The 23,134-nt window shown below is 71.4% G+C and carries 23 protein-coding genes; 10 read left to right on the top strand and 13 right to left on the bottom strand.

Annotated features, from left to right (window positions below):
* Nucleotides 1–29: 29 nt before the first annotated feature.
* The 3 genes from OHS82_RS17150 (at nt 30) to OHS82_RS17140 (ending at nt 3,333) form a co-directional block, all read left to right on the top strand.
* Nucleotides 30–1,484 (top strand): glycine hydroxymethyltransferase, encoded by a 1,455-nt coding sequence (locus OHS82_RS17150; RefSeq protein WP_057584573.1) that lies wholly within the window; start codon nt 30–32, stop codon nt 1,482–1,484.
* 80 nt (nt 1,485–1,564) lie between these two features.
* Nucleotides 1,565–2,578, top strand: a complete 1,014-nt coding sequence (gene trpS / locus OHS82_RS17145) for a tryptophan--tRNA ligase (RefSeq protein WP_057584572.1) — start codon at nt 1,565–1,567, stop codon at nt 2,576–2,578.
* Between the two features lie 176 nt (nt 2,579–2,754).
* On the top strand, nt 2,755–3,333 hold the full coding sequence (locus OHS82_RS17140; protein WP_057584571.1) for a 2'-5' RNA ligase family protein: 579 nt from the start codon (nt 2,755–2,757) through the stop codon (nt 3,331–3,333).
* A gap of 80 nt (nt 3,334–3,413) precedes the next feature.
* Here OHS82_RS17140 and OHS82_RS17135 read toward each other — a convergent pair whose 3' ends face one another.
* Complete coding sequence (locus tag OHS82_RS17135) at nt 3,414–4,169, bottom strand: decaprenylphospho-beta-D-erythro-pentofuranosid-2-ulose 2-reductase (protein ID WP_328434109.1); 756 nt, start codon at nt 4,167–4,169, stop codon at nt 3,414–3,416.
* A 215-nt stretch (nt 4,170–4,384) separates the two neighbouring features.
* Here OHS82_RS17135 and OHS82_RS17130 point away from each other — a divergent pair, with 215 nt between their 5' ends.
* Nucleotides 4,385–5,302, top strand: a complete 918-nt coding sequence (locus OHS82_RS17130) for a YihY/virulence factor BrkB family protein (RefSeq protein ID WP_328434108.1) — start codon at nt 4,385–4,387, stop codon at nt 5,300–5,302.
* Here the strand turns inward: OHS82_RS17130 and OHS82_RS17125 are convergent.
* The gene (locus tag OHS82_RS17125; RefSeq protein ID WP_328434107.1) at nt 5,256–6,626 is read right to left on the bottom strand and encodes a D-alanyl-D-alanine carboxypeptidase family protein; all 1,371 of its coding nucleotides are present in this window, start codon (nt 6,624–6,626) and stop codon (nt 5,256–5,258) included. The two genes, OHS82_RS17130 and OHS82_RS17125, sit on opposite strands and share 47 nt — an antisense overlap.
* Nucleotides 6,627–6,717: 91 nt before the next feature.
* On the opposite strand from OHS82_RS17125, the gene OHS82_RS17120 reads away from it, so the two are divergent.
* From OHS82_RS17120 to OHS82_RS17105, 4 genes are all read left to right on the top strand, one after another.
* Complete coding sequence (locus OHS82_RS17120; protein WP_057584767.1) at nt 6,718–6,957, top strand: SCO4848 family membrane protein; 240 nt, start codon at nt 6,718–6,720, stop codon at nt 6,955–6,957.
* 2 nt (nt 6,958–6,959) lie between these two features.
* Nucleotides 6,960–8,429 (top strand): metallophosphoesterase, encoded by a 1,470-nt coding sequence (locus tag OHS82_RS17115; RefSeq protein WP_328434106.1) that lies wholly within the window; start codon nt 6,960–6,962, stop codon nt 8,427–8,429.
* A gap of 264 nt (nt 8,430–8,693) precedes the next feature.
* Nucleotides 8,694–10,232, top strand: coding sequence for an ABC transporter substrate-binding protein (locus OHS82_RS17110; protein ID WP_242433441.1), 1,539 nt, complete (start codon nt 8,694–8,696; stop codon nt 10,230–10,232).
* 120 nt (nt 10,233–10,352) lie between these two features.
* Nucleotides 10,353–10,784, top strand: a complete 432-nt coding sequence (locus OHS82_RS17105) for an ATP-binding protein (protein ID WP_328434105.1) — start codon at nt 10,353–10,355, stop codon at nt 10,782–10,784.
* A 149-nt stretch (nt 10,785–10,933) separates the two neighbouring features.
* Here the strand turns inward: OHS82_RS17105 and OHS82_RS17100 are convergent, their stop codons facing one another.
* Both OHS82_RS17100 and OHS82_RS17095 read right to left on the bottom strand, forming a co-directional pair.
* Nucleotides 10,934–12,379 carry a sensor histidine kinase gene (locus OHS82_RS17100; RefSeq protein ID WP_057584564.1) on the bottom strand — a complete coding sequence of 482 codons (1,446 nt, stop codon included), beginning with the start codon at nt 12,377–12,379 and terminating at the stop codon, nt 10,934–10,936.
* Complete coding sequence (locus tag OHS82_RS17095; protein WP_057584563.1) at nt 12,376–13,065, bottom strand: response regulator transcription factor; 690 nt, start codon at nt 13,063–13,065, stop codon at nt 12,376–12,378. Before OHS82_RS17095 ends, OHS82_RS17100 begins: the two co-directional genes overlap by 4 nt.
* Before the next feature lie 168 nt (nt 13,066–13,233).
* On the opposite strand from OHS82_RS17095, the gene OHS82_RS17090 reads away from it, so the two are divergent.
* Nucleotides 13,234–15,633 (top strand): MMPL family transporter, encoded by a 2,400-nt coding sequence (locus OHS82_RS17090; RefSeq protein ID WP_057584562.1) that lies wholly within the window; start codon nt 13,234–13,236, stop codon nt 15,631–15,633.
* A 1-nt stretch (nt 15,634) separates the two neighbouring features.
* Here the strand turns inward: OHS82_RS17090 and OHS82_RS17085 are convergent, their stop codons facing one another.
* From OHS82_RS17085 to OHS82_RS17075, 3 genes are read right to left on the bottom strand one after another with little or no spacing between them, the layout of a single operon-like run.
* Nucleotides 15,635–16,411, bottom strand: coding sequence for a TetR/AcrR family transcriptional regulator (locus OHS82_RS17085; protein WP_057584561.1), 777 nt, complete (start codon nt 16,409–16,411; stop codon nt 15,635–15,637).
* 11 nt (nt 16,412–16,422) lie between these two features.
* Nucleotides 16,423–16,959 (bottom strand): thiol-disulfide oxidoreductase DCC family protein, encoded by a 537-nt coding sequence (locus OHS82_RS17080; RefSeq protein WP_328436076.1) that lies wholly within the window; start codon nt 16,957–16,959, stop codon nt 16,423–16,425.
* A gap of 5 nt (nt 16,960–16,964) precedes the next feature.
* Nucleotides 16,965–17,381, bottom strand: coding sequence for a hypothetical protein (locus OHS82_RS17075; RefSeq protein ID WP_057584560.1), 417 nt, complete (start codon nt 17,379–17,381; stop codon nt 16,965–16,967).
* 182 nt (nt 17,382–17,563) lie between these two features.
* On the opposite strand from OHS82_RS17075, the gene OHS82_RS17070 reads away from it, so the two are divergent.
* On the top strand, nt 17,564–18,001 hold the full coding sequence (locus OHS82_RS17070) for an SMI1/KNR4 family protein (protein ID WP_328434104.1): 438 nt from the start codon (nt 17,564–17,566) through the stop codon (nt 17,999–18,001).
* A gap of 4 nt (nt 18,002–18,005) precedes the next feature.
* On the opposite strand, the gene OHS82_RS17065 is transcribed toward OHS82_RS17070, so the two are convergent.
* From OHS82_RS17065 to OHS82_RS17040, 6 genes are all read right to left on the bottom strand, one after another.
* On the bottom strand, nt 18,006–18,626 hold the full coding sequence (locus OHS82_RS17065) for a Uma2 family endonuclease (protein ID WP_057584558.1): 621 nt from the start codon (nt 18,624–18,626) through the stop codon (nt 18,006–18,008).
* Between the two features lie 167 nt (nt 18,627–18,793).
* Nucleotides 18,794–19,573: a succinate dehydrogenase iron-sulfur subunit gene (locus OHS82_RS17060; protein ID WP_057584557.1), complete on the bottom strand. Its 780-nt coding sequence runs from the start codon at nt 19,571–19,573 to the stop codon at nt 18,794–18,796.
* On the bottom strand, nt 19,573–21,327 hold the full coding sequence (sdhA, locus tag OHS82_RS17055; RefSeq protein ID WP_057584556.1) for a succinate dehydrogenase flavoprotein subunit: 1,755 nt from the start codon (nt 21,325–21,327) through the stop codon (nt 19,573–19,575). The genes OHS82_RS17060 and sdhA overlap by 1 nt, the downstream gene beginning before the upstream one ends.
* Before the next feature lie 19 nt (nt 21,328–21,346).
* Complete coding sequence (locus tag OHS82_RS17050) at nt 21,347–21,829, bottom strand: succinate dehydrogenase hydrophobic membrane anchor subunit (protein WP_057584555.1); 483 nt, start codon at nt 21,827–21,829, stop codon at nt 21,347–21,349.
* A 5-nt stretch (nt 21,830–21,834) separates the two neighbouring features.
* The gene (gene sdhC, locus OHS82_RS17045; RefSeq protein WP_079041644.1) at nt 21,835–22,215 is read right to left on the bottom strand and encodes a succinate dehydrogenase, cytochrome b556 subunit; all 381 of its coding nucleotides are present in this window, start codon (nt 22,213–22,215) and stop codon (nt 21,835–21,837) included.
* A 265-nt stretch (nt 22,216–22,480) separates the two neighbouring features.
* A complete protein-coding gene (locus OHS82_RS17040) occupies nt 22,481–23,035 on the bottom strand; it encodes a 2-oxo-4-hydroxy-4-carboxy-5-ureidoimidazoline decarboxylase (RefSeq protein WP_079041643.1) in 555 nt (184 codons plus the stop codon).
* Nucleotides 23,036–23,134: the final 99 nt, after the last annotated feature.

Here is a 23,134-nt window from a genome sequence, read left to right as displayed (position 1 = left end):
CTCGCCGTACGCCACGTCCGGAGGTCCCGATGCCCGAGAATTCCGCACCCCTGTCCACCGAGTCCACGGCCTTCCGCGCCGCCCTCGACGTGATCCGCGCCGTCGAGCCGCGCGTCGCCGACGCCATCGGCCAGGAGCTCTCCGACCAGCGCGAGATGCTCAAGCTGATCGCCTCGGAGAACTACGCCTCCCCGGCCACCCTCCTCGCGATGGGCAACTGGTTCAGCGACAAGTACGCCGAGGGCACCGTAGGCCGCCGCTTCTACGCCGGCTGCCGCAACGTGGACACCGTCGAGTCGCTCGCCGCCGAGCACGCCCGCGAGCTCTTCGGGGCCCGCCACGCCTACGTCCAGCCGCACTCCGGCATCGACGCCAACCTGGTCGCCTTCTGGGCCGTCCTCGCCGACCGCGTCGAGGTCCCGTTCCTGGAGAAGACCGGCGCCCGCCAGGTCAACGACCTCTCCGAGGCCGACTGGGCCGAGCTGCGCCAGGCCTTCGGCAACCAGCGCATGCTCGGCATGTCCCTGGACGCCGGCGGCCACCTCACGCACGGCTTCCGCCCGAACATCTCCGGCAAGATGTTCGACCAGCGTTCCTACGGCACGGACCCCGCCACCGGCCTCATCGACTACGACGCGCTGCGCACGACGGCCCGCGAGTTCAAGCCGATGATCATCGTCGCGGGCTACTCGGCGTACCCCCGTCTGGTGAACTTCCGGATCATGCGGGAGATCGCCGACGAGGTCGGCGCGACCCTGATGGTGGACATGGCGCACTTCGCGGGCCTGGTCGCCGGCAAGGTCCTGACCGGCGACTTCGACCCGGTCCCGCACGCGCAGATCGTCACCACCACCACCCACAAGTCGCTGCGCGGACCGCGCGGCGGCATGGTCCTGTGCGACGACTCCCTCAAGGACCAGGTCGACCGCGGCTGCCCGATGGTCCTCGGCGGTCCGCTCCCGCACGTCATGGCCGCCAAGGCCGTCGCCCTCGCCGAGGCCCGGCAGCCCTCCTTCCAGGACTACGCCCAGCGCATCGTCGACAACTCCCGCGCGCTCGCCGAGGGCCTGATGCGGCGCGGCGCGACCCTGGTCACCGGCGGCACGGACAACCACCTCAACCTGATCGACGTAGCCTCCTCCTACGGCCTCACCGGCCGCCAGGCCGAGGCCGCGCTGCTCGACTCGGGCATCGTCACCAACCGCAACGCCATCCCGGCCGACCCGAACGGCGCCTGGTACACGTCCGGCATCCGCATCGGCACCCCCGCGCTGACCACCCGGGGCCTCGGCACGGCGGAGATGGACGAGGTCGCGGCCCTGATCGACCGGGTCCTCACCGCGGCCGAGCCCGGCACCACGAAGTCGGGCGCGCCGTCGAAGGCCTCCCACGTCCTGGACGGGAAGATCGCGGACGAGATCTCCCGCCGGGCGACCGACCTGGTCGCGGGCTTCCCGCTGTACCCGGAGATCGACCTCGGCTGACCCGGCGGCCTCCCGGGCGGCTCGCGCGGCCGCCCGGGACCCGTTCCGGGTGGTCCCCGCGCTCTGAGACAATAAGAGGCATGGCCTCAGACCGACCGCGCGTGCTCTCCGGAATCCAGCCCACCGCAGGCTCGTTCCACCTCGGCAACTACCTCGGCGCCGTCCGCCAGTGGGTGGCCCTGCAGGAGTCCCACGACGCCTTCTACATGGTCGTCGACCTGCACGCGATCACGGTCCCGCAGGACCCGAAGGAGCTCGGCGCGAACACGCGGCTGGCCGCCGCCCAGCTCCTCGCGGCCGGTCTCGACCCCGAGCGCTGCACGCTGTTCGTCCAGAGCCACGTCCCCGAGCACGCGCAGCTCGCCTGGGTCATGAACTGCCTCACCGGCTTCGGCGAGGCCAGCCGGATGACGCAGTTCAAGGACAAGTCCGCCCGGCAGGGCGCCGACCGCGCGAGCGTCGGCCTCTTCACGTACCCGATCCTCCAGGTCGCCGACATCCTGCTCTACCAGGCCCACGAGGTCCCGGTGGGTGAGGACCAGCGCCAGCACATCGAGCTCACCCGCGACCTCGCCGAGCGCTTCAACGGCCGCTACGGCGAGACGTTCACCATCCCGAAGCCGTACATCCTGCGCGAGACCGCGAAGATCTACGACCTCCAGGACCCGTCGATCAAGATGAGCAAGTCGGCGTCCACGCCCAAGGGCCTCATCAACCTGCTCGACGAGCCGAAGGCCACCGCGAAGAAGGTGCGCAGCGCGGTCACCGACACCGACACGGTCATCCGCTACGACGCCGCGAACAAGCCCGGCGTCAGCAACCTGCTCACGATCCTCTCGACGCTGACCGGCCGAAGCGTCCCCGAGCTGGAGCTCGCTTACGAGGGCAAGCTCTACGGCGCGCTCAAGACGGACCTCGCCGACGTCGTCGTCGACTTCGTGACGCCGTTCCGGGACCGCACCCAGCAGTACCTGGACGACCCCGAGACGCTCGACTCGATCCTCGCCAAGGGCGCCGAGAAGGCACGCGCCGTGGCCGCCGAGACGCTGTCCCGGACGTACGAGCGGATGGGCTTCCTGCCCGCGAAGCACTGAAGGCGCTTCGAAGCACTCGGGGCGCACCGCACACATGTTCCCCGCGGCAGAGCGCTGCACATCACTCCGTCTGCGCCTGCCCAGAGCACAGCGGTGGTCGTACAGTCGATAGCCGTACGACTGAGTACGAACCCGGCACCACACCCCGCCATCACGACATGACGACAGGAGAAGACGTGGGGACCGTAACGATCGGCGTGTCGATCGCGGTCCCGGAGCCTCACGGCAGCCTGCTCCAGGAGCGGCGCACAGGCTTCGGCGACGCCGCGGCTCACGGCATCCCCACCCACGTCACGCTCCTGCCGCCGACCGAGATCGACGCGGGCGCGCTGCCCGCCGTCGAGGCGCACCTCGCCGAGGTCGCGGCGGCCGGCCGGCCCTTCCCGATGCGGCTGTCCGGCACCGGGACGTTCCGGCCGCTGTCGCCGGTGGTCTACCTGAGGGTCGTTCAGGGCGCGGAGACCTGCGCTCGGCTCCAGCAGCGCATCCGGGACGCCTCCGGGCCCCTCGTGCGTGAGCTGCAGTTCCCGTACCACCCGCACGTCACCGTCGCGCACGGCATCGACGAGGCGGCGATGGACCGGGCCTTCCAGGAGCTCGCCGGCTACGAGGCCGAGTGGCCCTGCACCGGCTTCGCCCTCGCCGAACAGGGAGCCGACGGCGTCTGGCGCAAGCTCCGCGAGTACCCCTTCGGCGGCACGGTGGTGCCCCCGCAGGCCGCCCACGTCGACCGGGGTTCCCTGCCGGCCCGCTGAGTCCCGTCCGGCGGGCTCAGAGCGGCAGCCGGTCCAGGGTCGACCGGTTCAGAGCGGCAGCCGGTCCAGGGCCGACCGGTTCAGAGCGGCAGTCGCCGGAACAGGCCCCGCGGCAGGTGGCGCAGGGCGGACATCACCGCGCGCAGCACCCCGGGCGCCCAGACCGTCTCCGAGCGGCGCCGCAGTCCCAGTTCGACGGCCGTGGCGACCTCCTCCGGGGTGGTCGTCGGCGGCGTCTCCTCCCGCCCGGCCGTCTTCGCCGTCCGCACGAACCCGGGGCGGACGACCATGACGTGGACGCCGGTGCCGTGCAGGGCGTCGCCCAGACCCTGGGCGAAGGCGTCGAGGCCGGCCTTGCTGGAGCCGTAGATGAAGTTGGAGCGGCGGGCCCGCTCGGCGGCCACCGACGAGAACACCACCAGCGAGCCGTGTCCCTGCGCCTGCAGGGCCTGCGCGGCGATCAGGCCGGCGGACACCGCCCCCGTGTAGTTGGTCTGCGCGACGCGCACCGCGGCCGCCGGCTCGCGCTCGTCGTTCGCCTGGTCGCCGAGGACGCCGAAGGCGAGCAGCACCAGGTCGACGTCGCCCTCGGCGAAGACCTTCCCGAGGACCGTCTCGTGGGACTCCGGGTCCAGCGCGTCGAACGGCACGGTGTGGACGTCCGCCCCCAGCAGCCGCAGCTTCGCGGCGGCCGACTCCAGGGCCGGCGACGGCCGCCCGGCCAGCCACACCGTGCGGGTGCGGCGGGCGATCAGCCGGCGCGCGGTGGCCAGGGCGATCTCGGACGTGCCGCCGAGGACGAGCAGGGACTGGGGGAGGCCGGAGGCGTCCTTCATAGGGGCTCCTGAGCGACGGTGCCGGGAACGGTCTCGGCAGGCATGTCGGCGACCGTATCGCCCCTGCTCGGGCGACCGGTCGTGAAACGTGACGATCATCCCCGAAATGGGCGATTAATGAGATGTGGCTCGATATTGCCGGAGTTTCGGTGGCGTCGGCGTACTCGTACCCCTCCCCCCGGCGTCATCCTCCCGGAGCAGGGCAGAGTGGGCTCATGGACTGGCTCAGCAAGCTGCCCGGGATCGGGCCGGCGGTCGCGCGTCTCATGGCCACGCACGCGTGGCGGTCGTACGAGCGCCTGGACCGCGTGAAGTGGACGCGGCTCGCCGCCGCGATGACGTTCGTCAGCTTCGTCGCGCTCTTCCCGCTGCTCACCGTCGCCGCAGCCGTCGCCGCCGCCACGCTGAGCGAGTCCCGGCAGCAGGAACTCCAGGACAAGATCGCCGACCAGGTCCCCGGCATCTCCGACCAGATCGACATCAACGGACTGGTCGAGAACGCCGGCACGATCGGGTCCATCGCCGGCGCCGTCCTGCTGCTCACCGGCATCGGCTGGGTCGGGCAGATGCGGGACTGCCTGCGCGCGGTGTGGGAGCTGCCCGACAAGGACGAGAACCCGGTCCTCGCCAAGGCGAAGGACGCCGGTGTCCTCGTCGGGCTCGGCGGCGCGCTCCTGCTCACCCTCGCGATCTCCACCGTCGCCTCGGCGCTGGTCGACTGGATCACGGACGAACTAGGCATCGACCAGGCCGGCTGGGGCAGCGTCCTGCTGCGGTCCGCCGCGTTCGCCGTCGCCGTCCTCGCCGACTTCCTGCTGCTGCTCTACGTCCTCACCCTGCTGCCGGGCGTCGAACCGGGCCGCCGCCGGCTCGTCGTCGCCGCGTTCATCGGCGCCGTCGGCTTCGAGCTGCTGAAGCTGCTGCTGAGCGGATACATGCAGGGCGTGGCCGCGAAGAGCATGTACGGCGCGTTCGGCGTGCCCATCGCCCTGCTGCTGTGGATCAACTTCACCGCGAAGCTGGTCCTGTACTGCGCGGCCTGGACGGCGACCGGCAGCGCACCCGACGAGCCCGGGGACATCGACGTCAGCGACGACGTCGTACCAGGTCCGGCAGCGGCCAGCGCCGGTTGACCAGCCACGCGCCGCCCGCGAGCAGCACCAACAGACCGCCGGTGATCGCCAGCGCGATCCACATGCCGCCGGAGCCGTCGTCCGCCACCGCGCCCGCCACCGGCTTCGCCGACGCGTTCCCCGCGCCGCCCGCCTGCCCCGTCCCCGCGGACGGGTTCGCGCCGGGCTGGGCGCTCGGCTGCGCGGCGTTCCTCGGCGCGACCAGCTCGCCCACCGGAGTAACCTTGCCGGCCGCCTGGAACCCCCAGTCGAACAGGGCGGCGGTCTCCTTGTAGACCTCGTTGTGGTCGGACTTCTCCGGGTTCATGACCGTGACGAGCAGCACCTTGCCGTTGCGCTCGGCGACGCCGGTGAAGGTGGCGCCCGCGTTGGTGGTGTTGCCGTTCTTGACGCCCGCGATGCCCGGGTACTGGGAGATGTCGTAGTCGCCGCTCAGCAGCCGGTTGGTGTTCTGGATCTCGAAGGTCCCGCGGCTGGTCTTTCCCTTCTTGTTCTTCGTCGTCTCGCCGGGGAACTTGGCCGAGACGGTCGAGCAGTACTCCCGGAAGTCCTTCTTCTGCAGGCCCGAACGGGCGAACAGCGTCAGGTCGTACGCCGAGGAGACCTGCCCGGGCGCGTCGTAGCCGTCCGGGGAGACGACGTGGGTGTCGAGGGCCTGCAGTTCGCCGGCGTGCTCGTTCATCTGGGCGACCGTGGCGGCGACGCCGCCGTTCATCGCGGACAGGACGTGCACGGCGTCGTTGCCCGACCGCAGGAAGACGCCGAGCCACAGGTCGTGGACCGTATACGTCTCGCCCTCCTTTATGCCGACGAGGCTGGAGCCCGAGCCGATGCCGGCCAGGTCCTTCGGGTCGACCTTGTGCACGGTGGCCCGGGGGAAACGAGGCAGCACGGTGTCGGCGAACAGCATCTTCATCGTGCTCGCCGGGGGCAGCCGCCAGTGCGCGTTGTGCGAGGCGAGCACATCGCCCGACTCGGCGTCCGCGACGATCCACGACCGCGCCGTGAGGTCCTTCGGCAGCACCGGCGCGCCGCCCGCGATCGTCACCTGGGTGCCGGCCTGGCCGAGCCGGGCGCCGCCCACGGTCGACATCTTCGCCGGGGGAGTGACCGAGGGAGCGGCGGACGCCGAGGCCCGCTTCGAGGCTCCGGCGGACGGCGAGGCCGACGCCGAGGCGGGCGGCGACGCCGAGGGCGAACGGGGCGCCGACGGGGGCGGGATCGGCGCGGCGAGCGAGACGGGGGCGGTCAGCGCGAGGGCCGCGAGGGTCGCGGAGGTGACCAGCAGGGAGCGCCTGACGGTCTGCTTCATGGGTGCGGGCACGACGCAGAACGTACCCGGCCGAAGACGCGAAGTCCCGCTGCCCTCCCCACCCCGGTCACGGAACAGGACACCGGGCGGCGATACTGAACACATGACGCTCAGCCGCCGCCTCTCCTGGTTCCTGCTCGCCTTCGGGGTGTGGAGCTGGATCATCTGGGTCACTTTCGTCAAGAACCTGGTCAAGGACAGCAGCGGGCTCGCGTTCGAGGACGGCGACCCCACCGCGTACTTCTGGGTGCATCTCACGCTGGCCGTCGTGTCCTTCGTATTGGGGACGGTCGTCGGGGCCATCGGGTTGCGTGGTCTGCGCGCACTCGGCCGGACGTCATAGCCATGGTGATCGTCTTCGCGCTCGTCGCACTGACCGTGCTGGTCACGGCCAACTGGTACCTGTGGCGCCGGCTGTTCCGCGACACCACCCGCGGCCCCGGGTGGGCCCGCCGCGGCGGCGCCGCGCTCATCGCCGGCGGCTGGGTCCTGGCCGTCGGCGCCCTCGTCGCCGAGCGGTCCGGCGCCCCCTTCCTGCTCCAGCAGGTCCTCGCCTGGCCGGGCTTCCTCTGGCTGGCCCTGTCGGTCTACCTGCTGCTGGGCGTCGTCGTGGGCGAGGCGGTACGGCCGCTGCTGCGCCGCTTCCTGGAAAGGCGGGCACGCGCCGGAGCCCCGGCCGGGACGTCCGTCGCCGGCCCGCGGCCGGATCCGGTCCCGGTGGGCGCGCCCGCCCTCGAACGCTCCGCCTCGGGGCAGAACCCGGCACCGGGCACGCCGGGACCGGGCGAGTCGGGTCAGCGGAAGCCGGGTCGGGGGAAGCCGGAGCCGGAGGAGTCCGGGTCGGCGAAGTCCGGGCCGGGGCGGCCGGGGCCGGAGCAGGCGGACTCCCGGCAGCAGGCGTCCGGGCAGCAGGCGTCCGGGCGATCGGCGTCCGGGCGGTCGGCGTCAGCGGAGCCGGGGGCGGGGAGGCCGGGCGCCGGGGCGCCCTCGCCGTCCCGGCGGCTGTTCGTCGCCCGGGTGGCGGCCGGCGCGGCGGCCGCGGCCGCCGCGGGGACCGTCGGCTACGGCACCTACGGCGTGCTGCGCGGACCCCGGGTCAAGCGGGTGACCGTTGCGCTCGCCAAGCTTCCGCGGGCCGCACACGGTTACCGGATCGCGGTGGTCAGCGACATCCATCTGGGCCCGGTGCTGGGCCGGGGCTTCGCGCAGAAGGTCGTGGACACGATCAACGCGACGCAGCCCGACCTGATCGCGGTCGTCGGCGACCTCGTCGACGGCAGCGTCAAGGACCTCGGGCCGGCGGCCGCCCCGCTCTCGCAGCTGAGGGCCCGTCACGGCAGCTACTTCGTCACCGGCAACCACGAGTACTTCTCCGGCGCCGCGAGCTGGGTCGAGGAGGTGCGCCGGCTCGGCCTCACCCCGTTGGAGAACGCGCGCACCGAGCTCGGCTGGTTCGACCTCGCCGGCGTCAACGACATCGCCGGCGAGAGCGAGGGACAGGGTCCCGACTTCACCCGGGCGCTCGGCGGGCGCGACACCGCACGCGCCTGCGTGCTCCTCGCCCACCAGCCGGTCCAGATCCACGACGCGATGCGCCACGGCGTCGACCTCCAGCTCTCCGGACACACCCACGGCGGTCAGCTGTGGCCCGGCAACTTCGTCGCCGCCGCCGCGAACCCCACCGTGGCGGGACTCGAACGCCACGGCGACACCCAGCTGTACGTGTCCCGGGGCGCCGGCGCCTGGGGTCCGCCCACGCGCGTCGGCGCGCCGTCCGACATCACCGTCGTCGAACTGGCCTCCCGGCACGCCTGACGGGGGCCCGGCCGGGTCCCCGGCCCGGCCGCCCGGCCGGACCTGACGCCCCGTCTGATCCCTTGCGCAGAACCTGAGAAGGAGCTGTGAAACCCGGCCGAAACAGTGCGTCGGTAAGTTCTTTCCCATCTCGCCGGACACCTCTTCCCCCGGTCGAAACTCCTGTGGTTAGGTGAGGCCGCCGCCAAGGGGAGCGGCACTTTTTGTGGACTGGGCCCGTCTGGCGGCCTGGGGAGGCAGGGCACCACCATGCGCTCTGTTCGCATGCGGATTCTCCTGACGCCGCTGGTCCTCGCGGTGATCGCAGTGGGCGGATGGCAGCTGCTGCCGTCGAAGGAGAAGAGCGACGCGACCATCACGGTCGGCACCACGGACACCGTCACCTCGCTGGACCCGGCGGGCGCCTACGACGCCGGATCCTGGGCGCTGTTCAGCAACGTCTTCCAGTCGCTGCTGACATACGAGCCGGGCGGCGTCTCGCCGGTGCCGGACGCGGCCAGGAGCTGTTCCTTCGCCAAGGGCAGCCTGCTCACCTACACCTGCGAACTGCGTGACGACCTCGCCTTCACCGACGGCGACAAGGTGACGGCCGAGGACGTGAAGTTCTCCTTCGACCGGGTCAAGAAGATCAACGCGGATGTCGGTCCGGCGTCCCTGTTCTCCACCCTGAAGTCCGTGGACGCCAAGAACCTGACCGTCACCTTCCATCTGTCGTCGCCGGACGCCACCTTCCCGTTCAAGGTGGCCACCGGGGCCGGATCGATTCTCGACCACACCCGCTATCCGGCCGACGCCCTGCGCACGGGCGACGGCGTCGACGGCACCGGCCCCTACGCGCTCACCGGGTACACCAAGGGCGAGAAGGCCGAGCTGTCGCCCAACTCGCGCTACCGGGGCGCGGTCTCCACGGGCGCGCCCGTCGAGCTGCGCTACTACTCCGACCCGGAGGCGCTGGAGAAGGCGTGGAAGGCCGAGGACGTCGAGGCGGCCACCCGCCAGCTGCCGCCCGCGGTCCTCGCCGCCCTCAACGCCAGCGACCCCGGCCAGCGGGTCACCGAGGCCGACAGCTCCGAGATCCGCAACCTGTACTTCGACACCCGCTCCGGCTCGCCGCTGCACGACGTCGACGTCCGCAAGGCGGTGGCCTGGCTGATCGACCGCGAGCAGCTCGCGTCGACCGTGTACGACGGGACCGTCGAGCCGCTGTACTCGCTCATCCCGACCGGGATCACCGGTCACACCACCTCCTTCTTCGACAGCTACCCGGCCCAGGATCCCGGGAAGGCGCGCAAGCTCCTGGAGAAGGCCGGCGTCAGCATCCCGGTGAAGTTCACCTACGGCTACGGCCTGGGCAGCGGCTCGGCGGCGGCCGAGGCCGCGGAGATCAAGCGGCAGCTGGAGGCCGGCGGCCTGTTCAAGGTGAACGTCAAGGGTTACGAGTGGACCGACTTCCAGAAGCGGTGGGCCACCGGCAGACTCGACGCCTACGCCGTCGGCTGGGTCGCCGACTACCCCGACCCGGACACCTTCGCGGCCCCGCTCGTCGGCACCGACTCCACCATGAACACCGGCTACAGCGACAAGGGCGTCGACAAGTACATCGCCGACAGCCGGCAGTTCGCCGACCGCGGCCGGGTCGCCGACGACTTCCGCGGACTGCAGCAGGTCATCGCCGAGGACGTGCCGGTCATCCCGCTGTGGCAGCGCAAGGAGTACGTCGTCACCTCCTCGGCGGTCGGCGGCGGCCAGTACCTGGCGGACGGCAACGGCGTGTTCCGCCTCTGGAAGCTCGACCGGATCTGAGCCTTCGTGCGCCCCGGCGCGCGCGGTTGATCCCACGCTCCGGGCATACGCCCCCGTGACACCGGGCACTCACCCGGCACGGCACCGTGCGACGGAGGTGTGTGCGGGGGAGGAGCGGACGTGTCGAGACGCAACTCCTTCCGGCTGCCCCGGCATCCGGCGTCCGTCGGCCTCGCCCGGCGCCGGGTGCGGGACCATCTCGTCGACTGGGGACACCGCCCCGACGACCCCGCGCTCACCGGCGCCGTCCTCGTCGTGTCCGAGCTGGCCACCAACGTCGTGCGCCACACGTCTCCCGCGCGCTCCTCGGGCCGGCCGGACCCCGTGCGCGAGCGGGAGTTCGAGGTGGCGGTGACCGCCCTGGGCGACGGCTCGTGCCTGATAGAGGTCTCCGACGAGGGACGGCAGGCCCCCCGGCTGCGGCAGGTGGGGGAGTGGGAGGAGCACGGCCGCGGACTGCCCCTGGTGGAGCACATCGCCACGGCGTGGGGCGTGTGGAGCAGAGGCCGCCACGGCAAGACCGTCTGGGCCCTGGTCGCCGCCCCCTTCTGACCCCACCCGCGGCCCCGCCCTCCGGGCCCCGTCTCCCGTCCCCTGCCCTCCGTCCCCCGTCCCCCGTCCCCCGACCTCCGCCGATCGTCCCCTGGCCGGCCGCCCCCGGTCGGACGTCCAGGTCGGTCTCGTCCCGGTCCGCGGTCGCCCTACGCGCAGGTCTTCGGGCGGGTCGGCAACGTCACCGTCACTCCCAGGCCCTCACCCGGCGCCGTCCGCACGCTCACCTCGCCCCCGTGGGCCCCGACGACGCCCTGCACGATCGCCAGGCCCAGCCCGCTGCCCGCGCCGCCGCCGGCCCGGAAGAAGCGGTCGAAGACCCGGGCCGCGTCCTCGGCGGCCAGCCCCGGCCCCTCGTCCTCCACCCACAGCCGTACGACGCCGTCCACCCGCCCCACGCCGAGCCGCACCGGTACCCCGGCCGGCGTGTGCGTGCGCACGTTGCCGACCAGGTTGCCCAGCACCTGCCGCAGCCCCGACTCGTCGGCCCGCAGCAGCACGGCCCCGTCGGCCTCGACGGTCACCGGACGGCCGGGCTGCTGCGCCCGCAGGTCCTGCGCCGACTCCCGCACCAGACGGCTCACGTCCACCGTGCGCAGCCGCAGCTCGGGCCGCTGGTCGAGACGGGCCAGCATGAGCAGCTCGTCGACCAGCCGGCCCATCCGGTCCACCTCGCCGTTCATCCGGTCCCAGGCCCGCCGGCGCTCCTCCGGCTCGACCAGCATCCCCTGGTCGTACAGCTGGAGATAGCCGCGGATCGCGGAGAGCGGGGTGCGCAGCTCGTGCGAGGCGTCGGCCACGAAACGGCGTAGCTGGGCCGCGCTGCGCTCGCGCGTGCGGTACGCCGTCTCCACCTGGTGGAGCATCGAGTTCAGGGCCAGCCGCAGCTGTTCGACCTCGTGGGCGGGGTGCTGGCTGGAGGGCACCCGCCGGGTCAGGTCCCCCTCGGCGATCGCCGACGAGGTCTCCACCATGTCCTCCAGCGGCCGCATCCGCCGCCGCACGCTGAACAGCGTCAGACAGGCGAGCAGCGCCAGCAGCAGCGTGCCGACGGCGAGGTCCAGCCGGAGGGCCTTCGCTATGCCGTTGTGGAGGGCCTCGGTGGAGGTGGCCAGCAGGATGTACGTGCCGTCGGAGAGCCGGGTCGCGGTCGCCCGGTAGGGGACGCCGTGCACGGTGACGTCGCTCGGGCCGTCGGCGGCGGCCAGCGCATCCGGGTCCCGTACGGCGTCGGCGAGACCGCGCTGGGCTTCGGTGGGCTCGACGCCGAACAGGGTGAGGGCGGTGCCCCGGCCGTCGACGGCGGTGAACACCGAGTCCGGCGCGGGAGGCGCGTCGCCGCCCCGGGGCGAGAGGCGGTCGCTGACGACGCTCAGCGCGCTCAGCGAGTCGATCTGGCTCAGCGTGAGCCGCGAACCGCCGAGCGAGTCGCGCAGACGGGTCAGCTCGGTGTCCACCTGGTCGAGCAGGTAGTGCCGCATCCCCATCAGGCTGACGGCGGTCGCCACGACGATGCCGAGCGCGAGCAGCCCGACGCTCGCCGCCGTCAGCTTGGCGCGCAGGGAGTGGACGCCGTGCCGGTGGATCCGCCTCACGCCAGCCCGTATCCCACGCCACGCCGGGTGGTGATCACCGGCGGCCCCAGGGAGTCCAGCTTGCGCCGCAGATAGCTGATGTAAGTCTCCACGACGGTCGACTCCGGCGGGGTGTGCTCGTACTGCCAGACGTGGCGCAGGAGTTGTTCCTTGGGCACGACCCGGCCGCCGTTGCGCACCAGGAAGCGCAGCAGCGCGTACTCGGTGGGGGTGAGCTCGACCGAGCGCCCCGCCCGGTGCACCTCGTACGTCGTCTCGTCCAGCTCCAGGTCGCCGTAGCGCAGCGGCGGCCGCTGCGGCAGGACGTCGGCCGGCCGGGTGCGCCGCAGGACCGCCGTGATCCGGGCGACCACCACGTCGATGTCGAACGGCTTGGTGATGTAGTCGTCGCCGAAGCCGAGGGCGCCGACGATCTCGGCCGGCGCGTCCCGCGCGGTGAGGAACACCAGCGCCAGGTCGGGCCTGCGGGCCCGCAGTTCGCGCCCCAGCGCCCTGCCGTCGCCGTCCGGCAGCATCACGTCGAGGAGGGCCGCGTCCGGCCTGGTCCGGTCGGCGAGGGCGAGGGCCTCACGGACCGTGCCCGCCGTCATGACCTCGAAGCGGTGATAGCGCAGGGCGATGGCGAGGACGTCCGCGATGCTCGGTTCGTCCTCCACGACCAGCACGGTTCCACAAGCCGTCGTCATGCCCCCAGTATCGGCGGGCCCCCGGGCCGCCGGGACCGGTTCCCGCTTTGGAGTTCCTTGAGAGTCGGCCCGTCCGCATGTCCGCACCGGTGCGCGCCCGCCGATCCTGGTGCCCAGGACCTGGGGGACCGACCGACGATCTGCAGAAGGAGTTTGAGCGTGGCGGCATTGGCGCGCTGGTGCTATCGGCACCGGCTGGTGGTCCTGTTGCTCTGGGTGGGGGCGCTGTTCGGGCTGGGATTCTCGGCCTCGGCGGCGGGCACGGACTACGCGAACGTCTTCTCCCTCCCCGACACGGACTCCAAGAAGGCGTACGACCTGATGGAGAAGGCGTTCCCCGCGCGCGCGGGCGACACCGACACGGTCGTCTGGAAGGTCGACGAGGGCTCGGTACGGGACCAGGGCGTACGGTCCCGGATGCAGCCCGTCCTCGACGACATCGCGAAGATGAAGGGCGTCGGAGGGGTCACCGGCCCCTACGCGGGGGGTGCGGCGCAGATCAGCGGCGACGGGCGGATCGCCTACGCCCAGATCACCTTCACCGAGCAGGCGAACGCGGTGCCCAAGGAACTCGTCCAGGACGTCGTCGACACCGCGCGGGGCGCCGGTCGGGACGGCCTCGACGTCGAGGTGGGCGGCCAGGCCGTCCAGCGGGTGCAGGAGCCGCCCACCGGCCTCGCCGAGATGGTCGGCCTCGCGGCGGCCGCCGTGGTCCTGTTCCTGGCCTTCGGCTCGCTGTACGCGATGCTGCTGCCGCTCGCCGTGGCGGTCTTCGGCGTCGGCATGGGGCTGTTCTCGACCCAGCTGCTCAGCCACGTCACCGACATCCCGGACCTGGCCCCGCTGCTGTCCTCGCTGATCGGACTCGGCGTCGGCATCGACTACGCCCTGTTCATCGTCACCCGGCACCGCAAGGGCGTCCTGCGCGGCCTGGACCCGGAGGAGTCGACGGTCACCGCCCTCAACACCTCAGGCCGGGCCGTGCTGTTCGCGGGCGGCACGGTGTGCATCGCGCTCGCCGGCATGCTGGTGACGAACCTGCGCTTCCTGGACGGCGTCGTCATCGGCACCTCTCTCACGGTGGTCCTGAGCGTCCTCGCCGCGACGACGCTGCTGCCCGCGCTGCTCGGCTTCCTCGGCGTGCGCGTGCTGAGCCGCAGGCAGCGGCGCCTGCTGGCGGCCACGGGGCCCGAGCCGGAGAAGACGAGCAGTCCGTCGGCCCGCTGGTCGACGGGCGTGCAGCGCCGCCCCCGGACGATCGCCGCGCTCGCCCTCGTCGTCATGGCCGTCCTGGCGCTGCCCGTGCTGTCGCTGCGCCTCGGCGCCACGGACCAGGGCAACGACGACGCCTCGACGACCACCCGCCAGGCCTACGACCTGCTCGCCGAGGGCTTCGGGCCGGGCTTCAACGGCCCCCTTCAGGTGGTCGTGGCCGACGGCGACGCCACCGCCCTCGCGCGGGGCATCGAGGACACGCCCGGCGTCGCGCAGTCGGTCGCGCTGCCGCCCGCCGGCGGGGTCACGGTCATCCAGGTGGTGCCCACGACCTCGCCGCAGTCCGAGCAGACCGACACGCTGATCGACCGGCTGCGCGACGACGTGATCCCCGCGTCCGGGGCCGAGGCGCACGTGGGCGGTGTGACGGCCGTCTCCAAGGACTTCGCGACGGTCACCGGCGACCGGCTGCCCCTCTTCATCGCCACCATCATCGGTCTCGGCTTCCTGCTGCTCCTGGTCGCGTTCCGCTCGCTGGTCGTGCCGCTGACGGCCGCCGTGATGAACCTGGTCGCGGCCGCCGCCTCGTTCGGCGTCCTCGTCGCGGTCTTCCAGTGGGGCTGGGGCCTGGACCTGCTCGGCCTCGGCAAGGAGGGGCCGATCAACGCCTTCCTGCCGGTCATCATGCTGTCCCTGCTGTTCGGCCTGTCGATGGACTACCAGGTCTTCCTGGTCAGCCGGATGCACGAGGAGTGGGTGCACACCAGGGACAACGCCCGCGCCGTCCGGGTGGGCCTCGCGGAGACGAGCCGGGTCATCAACTCCGCCGCCCTCATCATGGTGTGCGTCTTCCTCGCCTTCGTGCTCAGCGGCGACTCGGGCGCGGCGATGGCGGGCGTCGGCCTCGCGGCGGCGGTCGCGCTGGACGCGTTCATCCTGCGCACGGCCCTCGTGCCGGCGGCGATGCACCTGCTGGGCAACTCCAACTGGTGGCTGCCCGGGTGGCTGGAGAAGCGGCTGCCGCATCTCGCGGTCGAGCCGAAGGAGGAGGCCGCGGAGCAGGCCGCGGCGGGCGGCGACGCGGCCACGGTCGTCCACGGCTTCGTCCGCGACACGGCCGGCGACCCGGTCGGGGGCGCGACGGTCACCCTGCTGACGCGGGACGGGGCGGAACGCGACCGGGTGACCTCGCTCGCCGACGGCTCGTACATCCTCTCCGTCCCCGCCGCCGGGACCTATCTGCTGGTCACGACGGCCGAGCCGCCGCTGCTGAAGCGCACCCGGCAGCTGACGGTCGCCGGGGCGCCCCTGGTGTTCGACGTGGAGCTGGAGGAGGGGGCGGAGGTCGGCTGACTCACGCCTCGGCCGGGCCCGGCGGGTTCTTCTTCGCCGGGTCCGGCAGCGCGTTGGTCATCCCGGGCAGGAAGTCCGTGAACAGGTCGTGCACCTCCAGGACGAGCGGTCGCAGCACCCGGAACCGGGCCAGCGACACCCCCCGCGCGGTGAGGCGCGCACCCCGCCCGGCCAGCCGGTAGCTGCGCTCGCGGCCCTCCGTGCGGTCGTAGATCCAGTACATGACGAGGCCCATCTGCGAGAGCCACATCAACTCGGGCAGCACCTCCCGCAGTTCCTCCGGCACCTTCGCCTTCGACCCCGCGAGCACCTCCTGGTGGACGGCTATGGCCTGCACGCGCGCGGGCTCCGACTCGGCGGAGAACGGGCTGAGCGGGCTGTCCGGGTCGGCGGCGTTCTTGAAGAACTGGACGGCGAACTCGTGGTACGGCTCCGCCACCTCCAGCCACACCCGCAGCACCCCCGCCAGCCGGGCCTCCAGGCTCGTCTCCCGCGCGAGGACGTCCCGGACGGCCTCCCGGTGCTCGGCGGCGAGCCGGTCGTAGAAGCCCTGGATCAGATGCTCCTTGCCGGCGAAGTAGTAGTACGCGTTGCCGACCGAGACCCCGGCCTCCTTGGCGATGACCCGCATCGTCGTCTTGTCGTAGCCGCGTTCCTGGAACAGCCGCATCGCCGTCTCCAGGATCAGGGCACGGGTCTGCTCGGACTTGGACGCGGGGGTGCCGGGGGACCCGGTCGGGGAAGCGGCCTCGTCGGGACCGTCGTTGTTCGCGGACACGGAAGGAGAGCCTAGTCAGTGGCGCAGGCGCCGCCCGCACAGGCGGGCGGGTCGTAGAGCCAGCCCAGCTGCGGGTCGTAGGACCAGCCGTCGCCGCGCCGGTACACGCCCCCGCCCCAGCCGGCGGCCTGCTCCTGCCCCTGGCGCCACCTGGCGGCGGCGAGCACGGCGGCCCGCGCGACCTTCGCCCCGGCCGGAGTGCTCAGCCGGTGGGACAGCGCGCGGTGCTCACGCAACGCCCACAGGGTGACGATCCAGGCGGCGGCGCCCCGGTAGACCTGGCCCGCGTCGCCGACGACGGTGATCTCGTCGAGGGTGGCGCGGTGGTCGAGGCCGGGATAGCGGGCGCACGCCTGCGCCGACCCCGCCGGGACGAACTCCAGCGGCACCAGCTGCGGCTGCCGGCGCAGCCAGTCGCACAGGAAGCCGCACAGCGAGCACTCGGCGTCGTGCAGGACGGTGAGCCGGCGGACCGGGACGCGAGAGGCGTCCCGGTCGGCGGCGGCCTGCGCGGCCGGTGCGCCCTGCGCGGCCCGGTCGGCCGTCACGGTGCTCACGCCCCGGTCGCGGGCGCCGACGGGGCGGTCCAGCCCTGCGGGGCGACGGGCGGCAGCTGTTCCCGCTCCATGATCCCGCGCCGCCGGATCCGGTTGAGCACGTACACGTTGCCCAGGTGCATCGCGCCGAGCACCAGCAGCACCACGCCCAGCTTGGTCGACAGGGCCTCGAAGACGCCCCGGGTGTCCTCGATGGTGTCGTCGCCGCTCAGGTACAGGGCGACGAACCCGAGGTTGATCAGGTAGAACCCGACCACCAGGAGGTGATTGACGGCGTCGGCGAGCTTCTCGTCCCCCTGGAGCACGTCGGCGAGGAAGACCCGCCCGTTGCGACTGAGGGTCCTGGCCACCCAGACGGTCAGCCCGATGCTGACGATCAGGTAGACGACGTAGGCGATGACCGTGCGGTCCATGTTCCCCACCTCTTCTTGAACGCGTTCAAAACGCTGTCAGGGATGACTGTAGACCTGCTTTTGAACATGTTCAACTCGGATGCCGGGGCCGTGCGGGAGGGATCGACCGGGAGGGCGCTCGGGCGGGGGAGGCGATGGGCGAAAGGGCTTGTGCGTCGTGGGGAACCGTGGAAGATGGCCGCATGTGGATCGATCTCGTCTCCTCGCTCAGCGCCGACGTGAAGTTCGGCGGTCCCGGCTGCGAGGAGGAAATGCGGGCGGCCGAGGCCGTGCTGGGGCATCCTCTTCCGGCTGCCCTCAAGGACTTCTGGCGGCTCGCGGACGGCGCGCACGACGAGGACGGGTTCGCCGTCGTCTGCTCGGTCTGCGAGGTGATGGGCCGCAACCTGGAGTTCAGGAGCTCGGCCGCCTTCCGCGACCTCTACATGCCGTTCGATCCACTGCTGCTCTTCGGCGAAAGCGCAGGCGGCGACCTGTTCGCCTGCGTCGTCAAGCCACAGCGGCCGGACGTCTTCGTCTGGGACCACGAGAACGACAGCCGCCGCTGGGCGGCGAACGACCTGGAGGACTACCTGCGCCGGCGGCTCGGCGACGACCCGGAGTGGTACGCGCGGTGGTGAGCGCTCAGTCGCTCTTCCTCGGGCGGCCCGCCGCGAGGATCTCGGCCGCCTCCAGGGTGACCTTCGCGCCGATGACGTCGGGCAGCGTGACGGACTGGCCCGGCGCGTAGAACTGGTGGTTGTCGTAACCGCCCACGACCGGCTCGGTGAGGACGTGGACACGCTGGTGCTTGCGGTCGACGATGACGTAGACGGGCACCTTGGCCTGGGCGTACGCGGCGACCTTGGTCCTGAGGTCGTCCTTCCAGTTCCCCGAGGTCACCTCGAGCACCAGGCGGAAGCAGCCGGGGTCGTACGCGTTGTTCTCCACGAAGTGGTCGTCGATGTCCGCGTCGACGATCACGAGGTCGGGAATCGCGTAGTCCTCCGCGCCCGTCGGCAGCCACAGCCCGACGTTCTGCAGGACCTCGGTTTCCGTACCGTGCAGCCCGGCGGCGATGAACGGAATCATCAGCTGGGTCAGTGCGCGGGCGTGCGGGGCATCCGGTGAAGGGGTCACGAGGAGGTGGCCTCCGATGATCTCGACGCGGTAGCCCGGATGGCGCTCCATGATCTCGTCGGCGATCGCCGTGAGGGAGAACGGCTCGTCGTCGGTGTAGGGCTGCTCGACGGATGCAGCGGACATCGCGTGCCTCCTTGGGGCTGGTGTCGAGAGCATCATCGTAGGCCGGGGCGCGCTCCGGTGTCTCTCTTGATCACGTTCACCCGATCGTGGGGTTTGCACGCCGGAGGGCCCCGCCTCCGGTGACGAATCCGGGAGACGGGGCCCTCGTGGGCGTACTGCGACGCAGGTCAGAAGCGGCGGGTGATCAGGGCCTTCTTGACCTCGGCGATCGCCTTCGTGATCTCGATGCCGCGCGGACAGGCGTCCGTGCAGTTGAACGTGGTGCGGCAGCGCCAGACGCCGTCCTTGTCGTTCAGGATCTCCAGCCGCTGCTCGCCGGCCTCGTCACGCGAGTCGAAGATGAAGCGGTGGGCGTTGACGATCGCCGCCGGGCCGAAGTACTGGCCGTCGTTCCAGAACACCGGGCAGGACGAGGTGCAGGCCGCGCACAGGATGCACTTCGTCGTGTCGTCGAACCGCTCGCGGTCCTCCGCCGTCTGGAAACGCTCCCGGGTCGGCTCGTTGGTGTCCTTCGTGATCAGGAAGGGCATCACGTCCCGGAACGCCTGGAAGAACGGCTCCATGTCGACGACCAGGTCCTTCAGGACCGTCAGGCCCTTGATGGGCTCGACCGTGATCGGCTTCTCGGGGTTGATGTCCTTGATCAGCGTCTTGCACGCCAGACGGTTCTTGCCGTTGATCCGCATGGCGTCCGAGCCGCAGATGCCGTGGGCGCAGGAACGGCGGAAGGTGAGCGTGCCGTCGAGCTCCCACTTGATCTTGTGCAGACCGTCGAGGACGCGCTCCTTGGGGTCGATCTCCAGCTGGAAGTCGTCCCAGACCGCGTCCGCCGAGACCTCCGGGTTGAACCGGCGGATGCGGAAGGTGACGGTGATGTACGGGGAGTCGGCGAAGCCGGGCTCGGGGGCTCCGGCCGCGTCCGCCTTGTCGAGGGTCGGGGTAGCCATCAGTACTTACGCTCCATCGGCTGGTAGCGGGTCTGGACGACCGGCTTGTAGTCGAGACGGACGGTCTCGGTGCCGTCGTCGCCCACCTCGCGGTACGCCATGGTGTGGCGCATGAAGTTGACGTCGTCGCGGTTCGGGTAGTCCTCGCGGTAGTGGCCGCCGCGGGACTCCTTGCGGGCCAGCGCCGACACCGCCATGACCTCGGCCAGGTCGAGCAGGTTGCCCAGCTCGACGGCCTCCAGCAGGTCCGTGTTGAACCGCTTGCCCTTGTCCTGGATCGAGACGTTCAGGTACCGCTCACGCAGCTCGGCGATCTTCTCGACCGCCGTCTTGATCGTCTGCTCGGTGCGGAACACCATGACGTTCGCGTCCATGGTCTCCTGCAGCTCGCGGCGCAGGACCGCCACGCGCTCGGTGCCCGTGGAGGCGCGCAGCCGCTCCACCTGGTCGACGACCAGCTGCGCGGGGCTGTCCGGCAGCTCGACGAAGTCCGCCTTCTGGGAGTACTCGGCGGCGGCGATGCCGGCCCGCTTGCCGAACACGTTGATGTCCAGCAGCGAGTTGGTGCCCAGGCGGTTGGCGCCGTGCACCGACACACAGGCGACCTCGCCGGCCGCGTACAGGCCCGGGACGACCGTCGTGTTGTCGCGCAGGACCTCGCCCTCGACGTTCGTCGGGATGCCGCCCATGGCGTAGTGCGCGGTCGGCTGGATCGGGATCGGGTCCGTGTAGGGCTCGATGCCGAGGTAGGTGCGCGCGAACTCCGTGATGTCGGGCAGCTTGGCGTCCAGCTGCTCCGGCGGGAGGTGGGTGAGGTCGAGGTAGACGTGGTCGCCCTCGGGACCGCAGCCGCGGCCCTCGCGGATCTCCGTGTAGATCGAGCGGGAGACGACGTCACGGGACGCGAGGTCCTTCATGACCGGCGCGTACTTCTCCATGAAGCGCTCGCCGTCCTTGTTGCGCAGGATGCCGCCCTCACCGCGGGCGCCCTCCGTCAGCAGGATGCCCATGCGCCAGATGCCGGTCGGGTGGAACTGGAAGAACTCCATGTCCTCCAGCGGCAGCCCGCGCCGGTACACGGCGGCCTGGCCGTCACCGGTCAGCGTGTGCGCGTTCGACGTCACCTTGAAGAACTTGCCGCAGCCGCCGGAGGCGTAGATCACGGCCTTCGCCTGGAAGACGTGGATCTCGCCGGTGGCCAGCTCGTACGCCACGACGCCGGCGGACTTCTTGACGCCGTCGACCTCGGTGATCAGCTGGTCGAGAACGTAGAACTCGTTGTAGAACTCCACGCCCTCCTTCACGCAGTTCTGGTACAGCGTCTGAAGGATCATGTGGCCGGTGCGGTCGGCCGCGTAGCAGGACCGGCGGACCGGGGCCTCGCCGTGGTTGCGGCTGTGACCGCCGAAGCGGCGCTGGTCGATCGTGCCGTTCGGGGTGCGGTTGAACGGCAGGCCCATCTTCTCCAGGTCGAGGACCGAGTCGATGGCCTCCTTCGCCAGGATCTCGGCGGCGTCCTGGTCGACCAGGTAGTCACCGCCCTTGACCGTGTCGAAGGTGTGCCACTCCCAGTTGTCCTCCTCCACGTTGGCGAGCGCGGCGGCCATGCCGCCCTGCGCGGCGCCCGTGTGGGAGCGGGTGGGGTAGAGCTTGGTCAGCACGGCGGTGCGGCTGCGCTTGGTCGACTCGATGGCGGCGCGCATACCGGCGCCGCCGGCGCCGACGATGACGGTGTCGTACTTGTGGATCTTCATGATTCTCGCAACCCCGTGCCTAGCGGATGTTCGGGTCGAAGGTGAAGATCACCAGCGTGCCCAGCAGGATGGTGAACACCGTGGCGGTGTAGAGCAGGCCCTTCAGCCACAGCCGGGTGTTCGCGCGCTCCGCGTAGTCGTTGATGACCGTGCGCAGGCCGTTGGCCCCGTGCAGCATCGCGAGCCACAGCATCAGCAGGTCCCAGACCTGCCAGAAGGGGGACGCCCAGCGGCCCGCCACGAACGCGAAGCCGATCTTCGACACGCCGCCGTCCAGCACCAGCTGGATCAGCAGGTGGCCGAGGACCAGCACGACCAGCACGACGCCCGACAGACGCATGAACAGCCAGGCGGCCATCTCGAAGTTGCCCCGGGTGGACTTCGGGGTCTTCTTGGTGCGCTTGCGCGGGGCCTCGATGAAGGGCGCCGGGTTGTCGACGCCGTAGCCGGGGGCGCCCTCGACGGGGCCGATGCCGGCTGCGGTGGATTCAGTGGTCGCCATGGGTGTCAGCTCCCGAACAGTTCACGAGCGGCGTGTCCGAGGACGGGGTAGACCGCCCCGAGCATCAGCACGAGCCACAGGCCCACGACGGTCCAGAGCATCTGCTTCTGGTAGCGCGTGCCCTTCGACCAGAAGTCGACGGCGATGACGCGCAGGCCGTTGAGCGCGTGGAAGAGGATGGCGGCGACGAGGCCGTACTCCAGCAGCGCGACGATGGGGGTCTTGTAGGTGGCTACGACCTTGTCGTAGTCCTCGGGGGAGACACGCACGAGGGCGGTGTCCAGCACGTGGACGAACAGGAAGAAGAAGATGAGGACGCCGGTGACTCGATGAGCCACCCAGGACCACATTCCTTCCCGGCCGCGGTACAGCGTTCCAGCCGGCACGGAAGAACCCTCCGGGAGCGGGGATTGGGGCCTGCCGGCTTGGGTGTCGGACGGGCCCGGCCGGGTACGGTCCACCGGCCCCCAGCATCGTAGCGAGACGTCGGCGCAGGGCTTACGCCGGGCCTACCGGTGTGATCAAAGTGGCACGCGTATGGGTGAGCGCCTGCGGCATCCGGGGCGGTCTCGGCTGTTATGCCCCGTGTGTGCGGGCGCGGCGCCATGGTGGCCGGTCACGGCCGTACGGCGGCCGCTGCCGGACATCGGGCTACGGTCCGGCGCCCCTGACGGCGCCTACCAGCCGTCCCCTGGCCAGACGGCGCAGTTCGTCCGCCGCCACCACCCGTTCCTCCTCCGGATCGTTCGCCAACCGTGACCGGATGCCCTCCAGGACATGGTCCAGGGCCTCCGACGGCGGCATCCCGTCCAGGCAGATGACGAACACGTGTCCGAATCTGGCCTCGTAGGCGGAGTGGGCGGCGTTCAGCGCCATGTGAGCCGCTTCGTACGCGTCGTCCGGCAGTGCGGGAAGGGTCTCCGCCGCCAGCGCCTCCGCCAGGTCGTCCGGCGTCAGGTCGTACGCCGCCTCGTCGGACGCCGCCAGCAGCGAGTCCACCGTCGGGTAGGGGCGGTGGTCGGCGAGGCGACGGGCCCAGCGGGGACTGTGCAGGCAGGTCAGCAGCACACGGCGGGCCTCATCGGCGGACGCGGTGTTGAAGCCGTGCAGCAGGGGCACCGGCGATGTCCGGGTCTGCGCCGGTATGGCGAGGCGGCCGGAGAGGTGGGGAAGGCGGTGCGCAGGCAGCGTGGATCCTCGCGTCACGTGTGTGGTGGCAGGGGATGAGGTGAAGGATGTGTCGTCACGTTATCGAGAGCGGTCGAAGTGTGTCCGACCGATGCCTGAATTTCACTCGAACGAGAG

This window comes from Streptomyces sp. NBC_00425 (genome assembly GCF_036030735.1).
Classification (GTDB): domain Bacteria; phylum Actinomycetota; class Actinomycetes; order Streptomycetales; family Streptomycetaceae; genus Streptomyces.
This window is presented reverse-complemented; position numbering and strand designations above follow the sequence as displayed.

Excerpts from the sequence above, each read along its gene's own strand:
- OHS82_RS17150 (WP_057584573.1), top strand. The coding sequence starts at position 30 with ATGCCCGAGAATTCCGCACCCCTGTCCACCGAGTCCACGGCCTTCCGC.
- trpS (WP_057584572.1), top strand. The coding sequence starts at position 1,565 with ATGGCCTCAGACCGACCGCGCGTGCTCTCCGGAATCCAGCCCACCGCA.
- OHS82_RS17135 (WP_328434109.1), bottom strand. The coding sequence starts at position 4,169 with ATGAAGGACGCCTCCGGCCTCCCCCAGTCCCTGCTCGTCCTCGGCGGC.
- OHS82_RS17130 (WP_328434108.1), top strand. The coding sequence starts at position 4,385 with ATGGACTGGCTCAGCAAGCTGCCCGGGATCGGGCCGGCGGTCGCGCGT.
- OHS82_RS17120 (WP_057584767.1), top strand. The coding sequence starts at position 6,718 with ATGACGCTCAGCCGCCGCCTCTCCTGGTTCCTGCTCGCCTTCGGGGTG.
- OHS82_RS17115 (WP_328434106.1), top strand. The coding sequence starts at position 6,960 with ATGGTGATCGTCTTCGCGCTCGTCGCACTGACCGTGCTGGTCACGGCC.
- OHS82_RS17110 (WP_242433441.1), top strand. The coding sequence starts at position 8,694 with ATGCGGATTCTCCTGACGCCGCTGGTCCTCGCGGTGATCGCAGTGGGC.
- OHS82_RS17095 (WP_057584563.1), bottom strand. The coding sequence starts at position 13,065 with ATGACGACGGCTTGTGGAACCGTGCTGGTCGTGGAGGACGAACCGAGC.
- OHS82_RS17075 (WP_057584560.1), bottom strand. The coding sequence starts at position 17,381 with ATGGACCGCACGGTCATCGCCTACGTCGTCTACCTGATCGTCAGCATC.
- OHS82_RS17070 (WP_328434104.1), top strand. The coding sequence starts at position 17,564 with ATGTGGATCGATCTCGTCTCCTCGCTCAGCGCCGACGTGAAGTTCGGC.
- OHS82_RS17065 (WP_057584558.1), bottom strand. The coding sequence starts at position 18,626 with ATGTCCGCTGCATCCGTCGAGCAGCCCTACACCGACGACGAGCCGTTC.
- OHS82_RS17060 (WP_057584557.1), bottom strand. The coding sequence starts at position 19,573 with ATGGCTACCCCGACCCTCGACAAGGCGGACGCGGCCGGAGCCCCCGAG.
- sdhA (WP_057584556.1), bottom strand. The coding sequence starts at position 21,327 with ATGAAGATCCACAAGTACGACACCGTCATCGTCGGCGCCGGCGGCGCC.
- OHS82_RS17050 (WP_057584555.1), bottom strand. The coding sequence starts at position 21,829 with ATGGCGACCACTGAATCCACCGCAGCCGGCATCGGCCCCGTCGAGGGC.